This is a genomic window from Pseudoalteromonas denitrificans DSM 6059 (genome assembly GCF_900112265.1).
GTDB classification, from domain to species: Bacteria; Pseudomonadota; Gammaproteobacteria; order Enterobacterales; family Alteromonadaceae; genus Pseudoalteromonas; species Pseudoalteromonas denitrificans.
On sequence record NZ_FOLO01000023.1, the window covers coordinates 1 to 14347 of the forward strand.

A 14347-nucleotide genomic window follows, 5' to 3' on the forward strand; every position below is an offset into this window, starting at 1 on the left:
GTCGAAAGATCTGATCGCTAGGTGGGCAATAAGTTCACTTCTTATCCAGAATTCAGGTTAGTTAACATAAATTGAGATCAAGTAATCATATTTCAGTCTTCTAAGAGTAATAAAACGACTTTAAAGCACACTACTACTCTTAATTGTCATTCATAATTTAACTTTGACATTAAAGGATAATAATATGAATACTTTTTATGGTATTAACGCCATTTTCATGTGGGGTGCATTGGCTCTTTTAGGTACTTTAACCATCTCAATTCCCCCGCTTCAGCTTTTATCATTGTGTTTTTTTATATCATGGACATTAATGTTTATTAAAAGGGCTTTGACTAAAGAGCCGCTTTTAATAAAACCCTGCTTAACGTTCAAACAATGGTTTATCGGTATCGCTGCCCTGTTTAGTTTTCATTTTTGTTATTTTATGGCATTAAAAATAGCACCAGCCATAGAAGTGAGTTTAATCAGCTATCTTTGGCCTATGTTATTGGCGATTTTAGTTTCACCGAACAAAATGAAATTTCAAAGTTTAATAGGTGGGTTTATAGGCTTTATTGGTGTTGGTGTCATAATCATGGGCAATACTAAATTAAGCTTAAAGCAAGAATATATGCCAGGTTATATTTTGGCACTTAGTTGTGCCATTATTTGGACTGGCTATTCTTGGTATTTATCTAAATCAAAAAATAAAGTAGATGATATTGGCTGGTTATCTTTAGGTGTCGCACTCTTATCATTTATTGCACATTTGATACTCGAAACCAGTTTGTGGCAATTTAATGCAAAATTATTGTTAGGTATTATTTTATTAGGTTTAGGCCCTGTAGGCGGCGCATTTTATTTATGGGATTTAAGCCTAAAAAAGGGTAATAAAAGCCTATTAGCCTCTTTAAGTTTTATGGCACCTTTAATATCCTCATTACTTTTATCTTTATTTGGGATCAGTCAATGGTCTATTAATATTGTTATTGCATTAATTTTCATTATAACAGGTGCACTTATTTCAAATAAAATGGATGTTTTGAAACATAAACTAATCAATGCTCGAATTGCAAAATAAAAGCATAATTTTAAGTATGTATGTCCTGTATGTAAAGCGGGCCTGACTCTTACTTTTTTAAATATGTGATTACCACTTTTTAACTCTAATCACATCAACATATTTTAGTGTGAGGCTTAACTCTTTGAGCATTCAAGTAATCGGTTTGCTAGGGCTTTAACTTCTAAATGTAATTGATTTGGCTGATATATTTCGAAATTAAATGGCCACAAAGCAAGTTGCCTAGCAAACCAAGATAAATCACTACATTCATGATGTAATAAAACACCTTTATCAGTTTGTATTAATAGCCCCATATTTTGATCTATATAAGAATACGCCATTTCTAGATTGGTATGTAATAATACTTCAACTGAAAATTCACGCGGGATCTGTGCAATTGCAGTACGTAAATATTCAAGAACATTAAAATCTTTAGGTCGTTTAAAAATACTCGTCACTATATTTACTTGATTAATGCGGTCAAGGCGAAATATTCGTATATTTTTTCTTAGTCGACAAAAACCGACTAAGTACCAATATCCTAAATAAAAAGCCAGACCATAAGGGTCTATTATTCTGTTTGTACTTTTATCATTGGCAGCATGATATTCAATTTCTACACTGTTTTCTTGTTTTGTTGCTGTACTTAACTCTAATAAAAAACGATTGTCTTCTTGCTGGGTTGCTCGCGATGAAAATAAATCTAAGCTAATAGTATCCTTAAGTGATTGCACTTTTTGCTTTAATTCATTTGGCATAATACGCTGTAACTTCGCTTGCGCAGAAGATACAGCAAGCATATTTTGAACTAAACCTGATTGATTTGCTGCCATCAAACTCACAGCTAAGGCCATTGCTTCATTTTCATTGAACATCATAGGTTGTAATTTAAAACCAGGCATTAAAGTATACCCGCCATAGCGTCCACGCTCTGTCATAATGGGAATGCCTAACTCTTCAAGTGCAACAATATAACGACGTAAAGTACGTCTGTCTAATCCAAGGTGCATTGATAATTCTGCACCACTGAGTCGACCATAAGTTTGTAATAATTCTAAAACAGCCAAAATGCGCGTTGTAGGTTGAGCCATCAAAATACACTTTTTATTTTTAATAGGACGCATTATGCCCTATATGAAACATATACTCATATTTAATGTTTAACGAAAAGAAACTTTATATAGAGGTATAAATGAACACAAAAAACTTACATTCAGGATCAGATGATTTTAATTTTTTTATCGGCCAGTGGCAGGTAAAACATAAAAAACGCATACATAGACTAATAGACAGTCAAGAGTGGGAGGAATTTGAAGGGACCTGTATTAGCCAAAAAATACTGGGGGGTTATGGTAATTTTGATGACAATCTGCTCAATTTACCAGAAGAAACTTATTGTGCTGTGACACTTAGAACTTATAACAAAAAAACAAATATGTGGTCTATTTGGTGGGTCGATGGCAGATTTGTAGATCAGCTGGATGAACCTATGAAAGGTCAATTTTCAGATGGCGTCGGTATTTTTTATGCCGATGATATGTTTCAAGGAAAAACAATTAAAGTACGTTTTATATGGACCTTACCCACACCTGAAACACCCCGCTGGGAACAGGCATTTTCAACAGACTCAGGTAGAACATGGGAAACAAATTGGATTATGGATTTTAGTAAATAACGCAATGCTATTTTGAAATAGTGATAAACTGTCATGCTAATAAGTTAGTACGTATTGAACTCTGAGGTAAATGGGTTACTTGTAATATATTACAAAAAACTTATACAAGTAACCATTCTCAAATTTGAAACATAAGCTTAATAAAAACAAAACCTGTCAACTTCAATGTAGAAAAGTCAGTTTTTATTAAGGTTATTTCACTTAAAGAAGCTTAATAACCAATTTTGAACTGTTTTAATATCTAAATCTTTCATCCTATCTTTTGTGAAACAAAAATAATAGTGACTGATAATGCCAATATTTTGATCTGAATTTAATGGAAGTCTAACTAATCGCCCTGAGTCAATATCATCTTTTGACAGAATATCACTACTTAAAGCGATTCCCTGACCTTCTATAGCAGCCTGCAAAAGCAAAATTACATGACTAAAATAATGATACACAGGTGGTTTATCAAAAGTTAAGCCTAAGTTATCAAATAGCTTTTGCCAGTCATTTTGATGATCGCCTTCTAATAATGGATACTTCATTAATGACTCTGCTAAGGGGTTATTTTTTATCTCATCATATATTTGAGGACTACAAACAGGAAACCACTCTTCTGTAAGCAAATGATGATATTGATATTGTGTATTTTCTTTTCCTAAGCAAATACCGCAATCAACACCTAATAAATCTAAATCAATTTCTTCTTCACTTAACATTGAAATACGCAAATCAATTTCAGGATATTTTTTTCTAAATTCAGGTAATCTGGGGATCAACCATTTCATCGCAAATGAACCATATACAGCCATGCGGGTCACCCCTGAGGCAGAACCCATTATTTTTGCAGTGGTATTATCTAAACTAATAAACATTCGTTGAATAAATGAAAAATACTGCCCTCCTTTTTCACTCAAAGACAAATGCTTTCCTTGGCGAATAAAAAGCGACATACCCAAAAATGATTCTAGATTTTTTACCTGATGGCTTACAGCGCTTTGTGTCACACATAGCTCTTTCGCTGCTAGGCTAAAGCTCATATGCCGGGCTGTCGCTTCAAATGCACGTAAAGGTTTTAATGGTGGTAAATATTTATACATGGCAATTTCATTTTAGATACCTGACTTAATATTAATTTAATTCATAACAAAGCAAATGTATTCATTTATTATTGTTAAATAAAACCGCTATTATTATTTTAAGTTAAACCTTGTAGGAAAAAAGAATGCAATTTGAAACATCACGCTTAATTATGAGGCTTGTAATAGCAGAAGATGAAAGCGCAAGTTTAAGTCATTGGCAAGATCCTGATTGGACTAAATACATTTGCACGCCTTTAAATCAAGACCAAGCACTTGGTCGATTTAAAAAAACACTGAAACCTTGGATAAAAGGTAGCAATGAAAGGTTGGTATTTAGTATCACGTTAAAATCAAATAACACGCTAGCTGGCGAGCTTATGTTCCGTTATATTCCTGAATTATCTGGTATTGCTGAAATTGGATATGGTTTATACCAAAACTACCAGGGCCAAGGGTATGCATTTGAAGCAACGCAAGGCTTGATCAAATACGCATTTGAACATTTAGCTGTACATAAAATAAGTGCTGGCTGCGGCATAAATAATATCGCTTCATATAAACTGATGGAAAAACTCAATATGAAACGTGAAGCGTGTTTAAGGCAACATAAAAAAATCAATGATGCGCTTCACGACTTTTATTTTTATAGTATTTTAAAGAGTGAATATCAAAAATAATATCACTTTAAATTAAAGGCTTGTTCAATTAAACACTGAACTTTTTACGCGTAGTGCACATCTGTTTTTTGAGCAGCAAACTCATGTTTAATAATGTAAAAATTTACCTGGGTTTATTTATGGCTAACCAGTTTTTTTAGCAAGGTTATTAACTTGAATTGTTTGTACTTTATCAACAATGTCAGCCAATTTATCTAATCCGTCAGGTACAAAACCGACAACTTGATACTTATGAATGATGTGTGTTTTAGAATCTGATATTTTTTTGAATTGCCATGACATCCCTCCTTGGATCCCCATCATTTGAAGGGGACCTAGTCCCCCTATCATTCTTATCTCATTATTTGGATTCATATATGATACTGTCATGTGCATCACTTCTTTATCTTGAAATTTTTCACAAAAACAACCACCCGCTTTTGCTTCTATGGTAAGGTTTGTTGAATTCCCAAATCAGATATGGTCTTTATGCCACCACTTGCGCCATTAAAGAATTTGAAGAAAATAAAATTAAAAACATAATTTTCTCATGACTGTGCCACTCTCTTAACTTTTAAAAAATATTACTGAAACAATAGCATAGTATAATTGGATTTTATCTTCGCAAAATAGCCTTGTTATCGTTCCATATTTGAAATTATTGAGACAACACTTTAAACTCCGCCAAAATGACTAAAGTGAAGTTATTTAAGTCGAGACCAATATTATTAAAACTTTCACTCATATTTCAATTTTACGTTTTTTACAATGGAAAAATACATGTTAACTCCTTTGCAATTACTATTTAGCCGCCTTGATAATAGTAAATTATTTCAATCATTAATCATTTTTGTCATAGTGATTTCAGCTTTAAGTGTTGGCGCGCATACCTACGAACTCCCACATTGGTTTGAAAGCACTCTAGCCATGCTAGATACTGCCATTACAGTTTTCTTTTTGGTTGAAATTATCATACGTTATATTTCCACTAATAACTTTAAACGCTTCTTTTCTCAAGGCTGGAATATCTTTGATGTGATCATCGTATTAGGCAGCTTAATACCTCTGGCAGGCTCAACCATATTGATTGCCAGATTATTAAGAGTGTTTCGTGTACTACGCTTGGTCTCTATGATCCCAGAGCTTCGCATGCTAGTAAATGCTTTACTTAAAGCAATTCCTAGAATGGGATATATCGCATTATTAATGTTTGTCATTTTTTATATTTATGCAGCCGTTGGTAGTATGTTATTTACCGATATTAATGAAACTTTATGGCGAGATGTTTCAATTGCAATGCTTACACTCTTTCGTATTGCCACATTTGAAGATTGGACCGACATTATGTATGAAACTATGACTGTTCACCCTTTAAGCTGGATTTATTATTTAAGCTTCATCTTTTTAACCGCGTTTATATTTTTGAATATGATGGTTGGTGTAGTACTTGAAGTCATGACAAAAGAAAGTGCAGACTTTGCGTTAGAACATCAAGATAATGATGAATTACCAGCAACAGTGGGTCAGGTAAATGAGCTTAAACAACAAATAGCAGAACTGACTAAACTTGTTTCACAAAAATAAATTATCAATGTGAGTGAAAGCATAACCCTTAAAAAATTAAGTGGTGATTGATATAACTCACCATAAATGCCCCCTATAGGTTTGGTAATGGCATTCCTGCCATTACCACTTATATCACTCGTAGCTGCTCAATATAAATTGATTAATGCCAACAATAAAGCATTAATCAATTTATTGAAACGGCTTTAACCTTTAATCAAATAATTGCCTTTAATGGTTAAAGTGACTGTTACAGGCTCATCTGTTGTATTTTTCCAATACCACCCATGAGAACCTGCAAAAGGCGTAGTTAAAGAGCCCTTCATATTATCTGATGTGGTAATTGAAAAACTTTCAAAATAACCTGTGGTATCCCCCTTAGGTTCACCATGAAAATCAAAATATAAGGGCTTACCATTTGTTTGCCATTGGTATTCTAAATGTGCATATTTTTCCATTAAGAGCTTATATTCAAGACCTCTATTTGCTGGTATTTCTATTTCAACTTTATCACTTTTAAGTGCAATGCTGTTTGATTCAGCCTTTTCAATAGCAGATGTTGTGCCGTGGGTTTGTTGAGCAAGTTTGGTTAAACCCATTTTATTACCTAAACCCGTAGGGTCAATATTATACTCTGAAGGTAAAATACAGATGATTAAAACTAAACTGGCGATAGTGGCTGCAATCAAACTTGCTTTAATTAATGTTTTTGTTGAATGTACCGGTATATTAAACGTATTCATTTATAATCCTTAAAAATTTTTATTAGCGGTTTATGAAAAAGCCAGTGACTTGTAGACCAAACAGCATTAACCCACCACTCATAAGGAGAGTATTTGCCATAGTTGAAAATTGCATATAGCTTGAATGTCTGCGCCAAAAACTCATTAAAATAAGCACAAGCCCCAATGCCATAAACTGACCTACTTCGACACCTACATTAAATGCAATGATATTGGCAACTAAACCTTCATCCGGTAGTTTGAATTCTTGAATTTTTGTTGCTAAACCAAAACCATGAAATAAGCCAAAAATCATCACAGCCGCTTTTGTATTAGGTTGAAAATCAAAAAGACGTTTAAAACCGCCTAAATTATCAAATCCTTTATAAACAATAGATAAAGCAATAATGGCATCAATTAAATATGCATTCACTTGAATATCATTGAGCACACCTAATAACAAAGTGACGCTATGACCTAAAGTAAATAAGCTCACATAAAGCACCACATCTTTGGTTCTAAATAGGAAAAAGATCACGCCGACTAAAAATAATAAGTGATCATAACCCGTCACCATGTGTTTAGCGCCAATATATATAAAAGGAATAATTGAAACGCCTTGATTAGCCGTTAAAAATTGTTTTGTATTTTCATCTACACCGTGTGCAAATAAGTTAAATGATGCGAATAAGCCTAATAAAACCAATACACATCGCATTATATTTAAAGACACATTATTCATAATACGCGCCTCTTTTTTTCAAGTTAATTATCATATTTTTCTACTGAAATTATATTTATACGTATTTTTGAAATCTGATGTAAGTGTACGATTACCACACGAGAATGTTTTCATATAAATATGAAAATCATACATTCAAAAATGAGTTATTTGATACCTAAAGGTATTAAATTAATAAACTTAAAATCAAACTGTTGGTGGGGGGATTGGGGGGGCGTAACTTAAAGTTTGGTACTGTGTAATTAAAACTTCAATATCATCAGACAGAAGTCGATTAGTCGTAAACATGGAGTAAATTGACGAATGAAACACATTATGGGAATGGTTGGCGTGCTCATGACTTGTAATGTCTTGAGCTACAATATCTTGAGATGTAAATTCAACATCACTATCGTAATTTAAATGCTTATCACCATGCTGATGACCGTGACTATGATGATGGTTTATTTGTGTACCTAATGGATGTTCATCATTAGAAAACTGAACTGAGACCACAGCATTTTGTGCAAAAAATTGACATACAAATATCACTAGCATTAAAACTAATGTTAACTTCGCCAGTATTAACTGTTTTGAAGCATGTATATTTATCAATTTACACCTTTTAAAGATAAAGTCTGAGCTCATTAAGAATCGAGCATATTAAAACAGAGCCAATTTGTAATGTCTACATTTCTGAGATGTAAAAAGATAAATAAGTTTTAAGTTAAATCGAATTAACCTTGATATGACTCAGGCTATATTGTTTAAGTTAGGGTATGGCTTTGATTTCTAATTTATGGGTTTAACACAGGATTAACCTCTCGCCATTGCACATAAATATGATGAAGTTATTCCAGCATTTTGGCAAAATGATGTTAAAAAATGATATACCAGCTAAATCACCGTTTAATAAATTAAATAAAACTCAAACCATGAACTCCCCCTGCCGCACCAAATATCGCTATTAAACTTATAGATAATAAAACAATATGCATTATATGAAGGTATTTAAACGTTTTATCACAGTTAAGCTTTGCCTGCTGGTTAAACCATTTATGTGAAAATAAGGGTTCTAAAACAAAGAGTACCACAGTAAAAATGAACCATACCAAGGTCATCAGGTGCATCCACCAAAACTGAAACTCCAAATATCGTGACCAAGCATTCATATATTCCAGCATATAGACGCCAGATAGCCCCGTTATTAAAGTGGAAAACTTAGCTTGAAATGAAAAAGCACCTTCGAGCTTTTCGAATAGTGTCATACGCTCTTGTTTATTAGGTATTTTTTTTAACGATGGCAATAAAACTAAAGTAACAAAGGCAACCCCCCCTATCCATAGGACGATGCCAATAATATGAAAGACACGGGCTAAAATAAAATAATCAAAACTTTGCATTTAAAAGCCTGTTAAATAAATTTTTTCATTATCCATCTTCTGTGTAAACAATCTTACTAATATAAAGTAACAACATTTAAGCTAGGTTTTAATGAATGATTTGATTGAAATACTTCTAATACTGCGAGGCAGATGTATATTACATAACATATTGAATTATAGTGTATTGATTTAGATCATGCATAAGGACACTCAGCTGCATGCCACAATCAATTAATCAGGTTTAGAAATTTTTTGTACATATTTTTAAAGGAAAATATAACTTACTTGAGTTGATAATTATTCCTTAGAATTGCTTAACTTATAAAAAAAGATAGATAACAAGGTCGGAATTATAAAATAAAGCCTTTCTAAACCATCAAATTTAAACACAGACTCTGTTGTTGGTGCTCCAAATTCGCCATACACTAGAATTTGTATCGCACCTAGTAAAGCAAATACAGCTGCTCCTTTTAAAATCCACCTATCCCGTGGTTCTAACATTACTTTTTCCTCTTAATTTAAGTTAGCACTCAACTTTATTTGGTGAGTGCTAACTCGTTAGTCACACATATCTCATATTATTCTATTTTTTGTTGCTGTTCCTGTAAAATATTAGGTCTTATTGCATCTGATTTCTTAGCTTCCATCAATGAAGTTACAGATACATCAAAACTATATAATTTACTCACACCTGGAGTCAAATCAGTTCCAGAAGTAGATGAGCCAGAGAGATTACTTACACCTGTAAAATCAATACTATAAGTGCCAACAGAGTCAGGTGCTTCAACACCAATTAAAACAGCAGTATGACTCCCTTCACTTAGAGTCGGTCTATAAGTATTACAGTAGTTCGAGTTCGTCGCATTCATAGTGCCTAAGTATTTACCATCTACATATAGCGCAAATGCATCATCTTTCAAGTTACCACTGTCACAAACCGTTATTTCTATTTTGGCCTGAAGTACTTCATATTGTAATGGTCCAGCCCAGTCCGACCAAACACCATCATTTTGCACTCTTGCCAAAACATCATATGTTCCAGCATCTAATCCATCTGGAATTATAATTTTCAAAGTATCAGTCGAAACAGCTGTCACTAACGTAACCTTACCACCAACCATTACTTCATTCATATTGATTGCAGAGCTAAACCCAGCACCATATATTGTTACCTCTTCATCATTACCACCTTTGTCAGGTGAAAGAGATGTCAACTCTAAGTTTTGTACAACCTCTATCGCATCTTTTAAGTTTGATTTAGCTGTATCTTCATCTGTTGGGTGATGCACTTCTACTGATAAAGGGCCCTCTAGTGTTTCTGAAAAAAACCACGCTGGTACATCAACGGCCATGCTCTCACCATCTTGGCTTATTGTACTTGCCTTGCCTTTATATACACTGCCATTAGCTGATGTAAATGTAATTTCAGGCTCTAGATAATAATCAAATGGCCAAATTCCGCGCTTAATTTTACTAAAACCTTCACCTTCCAATACAAAAGTATGCGCAACTTGATTTGATTTCACCTTAGTTGGTGCCACACTTTCAACCTGCAATGGAAAACTGACTTCAAAATGCAACACTTGATCTGTCGTTAAGACATCTTTCACTGCTTTTCCTGCATTAAGGCCATTGTTTACATGTCCGGCAACTTCAAAAGCGAGTGCGACTTGCCCAATACCTGGAACAAACTTGGCACCTATTTTAGCTGCAACTTTTTTCAAGATCTCCTCACCTATATTTTTACCAAAACGTTTCGCTAATGCTGTTGTAATAGGTCCAGGGGGGGCACTTGCAAAGTCTCCCCATATAAAATTAAGCAAATCTTTCATTGCCCCTGTTGCATCACCTGACAATACTTTAGTTGTAACGGTATCAACTAAAGCTGGCGCTGCAGAAACAATGATATTCGTCATAGTACTTGCGTCGATTACTGAGAGATACTCCCCAATTACAGGCCAAATAACACGCTCAATCCAAGTTCTAAAAAATAACTTTCTCCAGACACTAATCGGTGCAGCAACGTGAGGAGAAAGTTCTTTATCTATACCTGCTGTAATGACTTCAACAGTTGCATTTTTACCACCTGGATGTGAAAATTCCGACGTCGATGCCCAAAAAAGTAAACCTAAACCTTGTGGCCCAGCCATTCCATTCAAACCTGTTATATGTTTTTGTAAAACTTGACCATCTGTAGTTGTAATTTTAACGGAAAGATATAACTGAGTATCATTCTCCAAGTTAACATTACCCGTGCCACTGCGTTCATATACACTGATGTCATCAGCTTCGGTGGGGACAACCGTCGCTGCCATTTCTTCCAGTTCTACATTCCTGTTAAAAATGTTAGTCGAACTTGTATTTGTAGCGACCCAATTTGCAGTTGCTAGTAAAGCGGCTTTATTTATTTCAACTAAATTTGTATCAGTGAAATTAAGTGCATAAGGATCCGCAACTAGAGCCTTTTCTAATGCCTCAGCTAAAGAAATAACTTCAGGCAATCCTGCGATTGAGGTTTTTGCAGATACTTGCTGTGACTCATTCACTAATTGATTGATACCGATACCATCCCATATCAGTGCTAAAGCAGTTGTTGCTGCAGATAGTTCAACTTGACTCTCTCCTGCTAGGGTAACGGCCGATAAATACGGTGCATATTTCGGGTTTTCAACTGTACTGTCTGATGTTTGGATTATAGCAACTATTGTTTGGTTGCCTTGACTCGAAATATCTAAGTTAAAATTACCTTGCGCGTCAGGTAATACAGCTTCCATAAATCCTATATCAACATCTGACATAGTGACATTGTTCGCAGGGAGATTCACAGACCCACTGATTGTACGCTGTACGCTCAACCATATGGCATTAGACTCTCCATTAATAGAAGACACATTAACAAAACCACTCTTTGCTGATGTCGGTAATGTAAAAGTTAATTCAGCAGCACTACCAAAACTATTATCTATAGTTAAACTAGCTCCTGCTAACTGAACCGTGATGTTGGTATTTAAACCTGTACCACCTAAGGTGACTATTTTTGATGTATTATCGTAGCCCGCACTTGTAAGAACGGCTGTATTCATCACTAAAGATTGTATTGCTTTACTATCAGAGCGGGTATCACCTAATGCCAAATAAAACTCAATTGTGCCGCTAACTATATTTTGTGGACATTCAAAAGTGGCAATATTATCGTTAATTGATACTGGATGTACCGCATTCGATGCATCAACACTTTGGAATACTCCCCATAAACTGGTGGTCACTGATGGTAAATGAATACCTGTTACACTCAATAAGTCACCACTTCGACAAACATTTTCAAGTTCCAAATTAGTATTAACGATAGAAATGATACCAATCTGTTCAGCTAATGGTATTTGTATGTCACCCGCTTCATCCTGACCTAAGGGGTTATTCATTAACTCATTAGATTCATCTGTATCTGCTAAGCCATCAGCATCATTATCTAAATCTATAAAATCTGGAATATTATCATTATCTGTATCCAAAGGTGTAAACGGCATTTCACCTATTTCATCTTTATCAAGAACACCATTACCATCACTATCTAAATCCATAAAATTAAGAATACTGTCTTGGTCAACATCATTTAATATCGCAATTTTACTGTCATCAAGTTCGGGATAATCACTTTTTTGTATATATTCAATAGAGTCCGGAATGGAATCACCATCTGTATCTGTATCCCACCAAATAGGTAGACCATCTTGGTCACTATCATTGAGTGCTTGCCAGTTTTCTTTAATTAAATTCAACTCAATCAAATCTGATATTGAATCTCCATCACTATCAGAGCTAAGATGATTCAAATCTAGCGCCTTTTCTAACTGATCATTTATACCATCTCTATCAGAATCGGATTGAACTGTTAAATCATAAGACCAATCATCACCACTTTTCCCGCTACTATCTGCAACGATCAGATAATAATCACCATCGTTGGGAATTAATGCGATGCTCATTTTTTTGTTTTTACCATCAAAAAAAGTCTGCTCAATTGTTGGCACTCTTTCGCCCGAAGCGGTCACTAAATTCATACTGGCTTTAAGATCACCTTTCACTTCATTTAACAAAATACTATAAACACCTGCTTTAAGTGCAATCTTAAAATAATCCAAATCAGGTGATTGTGCATTTGAGCGTATATATCCTGATATTTTGATAGGAACAACACCTACATTTTCAGAAACTGAAATACCATCATTTTGATTAAATATATTCTCAGTTTCTTTTTGCTCCGAGTAATTAACCATAGTCACTTTTGTATTGTCTAGCGGGAAATCATCCAAAATATCAACAACACCATCACCATCTTCATCTAAGTTGTAATAATTGCCAGTACCATCAAGATCATTATCTAAATGTGCTGCCTTATTATCTGGAAATAAATCTTCAGTATTATTAAAACCATCTCCATCTCTATCTGAATCATCAGTATCAGGTAAGCCATCAGCATCACTATCTGAAATCATTGTGATAATCGTTTTATCAGATACAACACTATTTTGACCATTATCAACTGTCAATTCGAGTTCATAATCACCAATGACATCAGCTATAAAACCTGTAATTGGATTTTCAGCCGAAGTAAAGCGATACGTTGCATTCGCCGGCATATTGCTAACACTCCATTGAAAATTTAATCCTGAACTGGCTGATCCATCAATAAATATATTAGCAACTCCATTGGCAACATCATTAGATGTAGCACCTCGTCTATCTAGGCCTGCATTCGCTATTGGTTCTGGATTTTGAGATAAAACAGTAATAATCACATTATCTTTTGAGACACCTAAATCGTTATCCGTTACGGTTACTTCAAATTCAAAATTGGTTGAACTTGCAACATCAGGGGCAATAAAACTGGCTGAAACTTGGTCATGATTTGTCAATGTAATAGTGGGTGTACCATTATCAACCTGAGACCATATAAAACTTGAAATAGTACCATCAGGGTCTGAACTCAAAGACGCATCTAAAGTAACACTTTTAAACTCATTGATGCTTGCATCTGGTCCAGCGTTTGCTATTGGGAGTTGATTGATATTTTTAACATTAACATTAATCGTATCATTTGCAGTTGCACCTCCATTATCCGTAACCATGAGATTAAATATAAGAGTTTGATCTGTAGTTACGTTAGGAGCCGTAAAGCTAGCACTACTCAGACCAGCATCAGTCAATACAACAGCATCTCCCGAAGTTTGTGTCCAACTAAAGCTTGCTATACTGCCATCTGCATCTGTACCTAAACCATTTAAAGTGACAAGGATATTTTCATCCACATTTTGATCGTCACCTGCGTTTGCTGTAGGTGATTGATTGGGAGTTGGAGTTGGAGTTTCTTCACTATTACTGCTTCCACCTCCACCACAAGCACTTAGTAGAATAATAAAAATCAGATAGAACCACTTTAGAGTTAACAATTTCATTTTTAGTCTCACAAGATAAAAAGTCCACCAAAAACATAGTTTACATTTTAAGTAATTTCC

Annotated in this window: 13 protein-coding genes; 4 read left to right on the plus strand and 9 right to left on the minus strand. The window is 34.4% G+C overall.

Features of this window, described 5'->3' with window-relative positions; translation table 11 throughout:
* Nucleotides 1–184 precede the first annotated feature (184 nt).
* On the plus strand, nt 185–1060 hold the full coding sequence (locus BM088_RS14375) for an EamA family transporter (protein ID WP_091985325.1): 876 nt from the start codon (nt 185–187) through the stop codon (nt 1058–1060).
* A gap of 116 nt (nt 1061–1176) precedes the next feature.
* Here the strand turns inward: BM088_RS14375 and BM088_RS14380 are convergent, their stop codons facing one another.
* Nucleotides 1177–2133, minus strand: coding sequence for a helix-turn-helix transcriptional regulator (locus BM088_RS14380; RefSeq protein WP_091985329.1), 957 nt, complete (start codon nt 2131–2133; stop codon nt 1177–1179).
* 101 nt (nt 2134–2234) lie between these two features.
* Here BM088_RS14380 and BM088_RS14385 point away from each other — a divergent pair, with 101 nt between their 5' ends.
* Nucleotides 2235–2717, plus strand: a complete 483-nt coding sequence (locus BM088_RS14385; protein WP_091985333.1) for a DUF1579 domain-containing protein — start codon at nt 2235–2237, stop codon at nt 2715–2717.
* 197 nt (nt 2718–2914) lie between these two features.
* Here the strand turns inward: BM088_RS14385 and BM088_RS14390 are convergent, their stop codons facing one another.
* Nucleotides 2915–3802 (minus strand): LysR substrate-binding domain-containing protein, encoded by an 888-nt coding sequence (locus BM088_RS14390; protein WP_091985336.1) that lies wholly within the window; start codon nt 3800–3802, stop codon nt 2915–2917.
* Between the two features lie 125 nt (nt 3803–3927).
* On the opposite strand from BM088_RS14390, the gene BM088_RS14395 reads away from it, so the two are divergent.
* Nucleotides 3928–4461 carry a GNAT family N-acetyltransferase gene (locus BM088_RS14395; protein ID WP_091985340.1) on the plus strand — a complete coding sequence of 178 codons (534 nt, stop codon included), beginning with the start codon at nt 3928–3930 and terminating at the stop codon, nt 4459–4461.
* 123 nt (nt 4462–4584) lie between these two features.
* Here BM088_RS14395 and BM088_RS14400 read toward each other — a convergent pair whose 3' ends face one another.
* A complete protein-coding gene (locus BM088_RS14400) occupies nt 4585–4830 on the minus strand; it encodes a hypothetical protein (protein WP_091985343.1) in 246 nt (81 codons plus the stop codon).
* Between the two features lie 390 nt (nt 4831–5220).
* On the opposite strand from BM088_RS14400, the gene BM088_RS14405 reads away from it, so the two are divergent.
* The gene (locus tag BM088_RS14405) at nt 5221–6024 is read left to right on the plus strand and encodes an ion transporter (RefSeq protein ID WP_091985345.1); all 804 of its coding nucleotides are present in this window, start codon (nt 5221–5223) and stop codon (nt 6022–6024) included.
* A gap of 185 nt (nt 6025–6209) precedes the next feature.
* Here the strand turns inward: BM088_RS14405 and BM088_RS14410 are convergent, their stop codons facing one another.
* The 6 genes from BM088_RS14410 to BM088_RS14435 form a co-directional block, all read right to left on the minus strand.
* Nucleotides 6210–6746: a hypothetical protein gene (locus BM088_RS14410; protein ID WP_091985350.1), complete on the minus strand. Its 537-nt coding sequence runs from the start codon at nt 6744–6746 to the stop codon at nt 6210–6212.
* Between the two features lie 22 nt (nt 6747–6768).
* Entirely contained in the window at nt 6769–7467 is a 699-nt protein-coding gene (locus BM088_RS14415; protein WP_091985355.1) for a HupE/UreJ family protein, read from the minus strand.
* Nucleotides 7468–7653: 186 nt separating this feature from the next.
* Entirely contained in the window at nt 7654–8061 is a 408-nt protein-coding gene (locus BM088_RS14420; protein ID WP_091985358.1) for a hypothetical protein, read from the minus strand.
* A 302-nt stretch (nt 8062–8363) separates the two neighbouring features.
* Nucleotides 8364–8849 (minus strand): hypothetical protein, encoded by a 486-nt coding sequence (locus tag BM088_RS14425; protein ID WP_091985362.1) that lies wholly within the window; start codon nt 8847–8849, stop codon nt 8364–8366.
* A gap of 279 nt (nt 8850–9128) precedes the next feature.
* A complete protein-coding gene (locus BM088_RS14430; RefSeq protein ID WP_091985367.1) occupies nt 9129–9332 on the minus strand; it encodes a hypothetical protein in 204 nt (67 codons plus the stop codon).
* Between the two features lie 77 nt (nt 9333–9409).
* Nucleotides 9410–14287 carry an IPT/TIG domain-containing protein gene (locus BM088_RS14435; RefSeq protein ID WP_091985375.1) on the minus strand — a complete coding sequence of 1626 codons (4878 nt, stop codon included), beginning with the start codon at nt 14285–14287 and terminating at the stop codon, nt 9410–9412.
* Nucleotides 14288–14347: the final 60 nt, after the last annotated feature.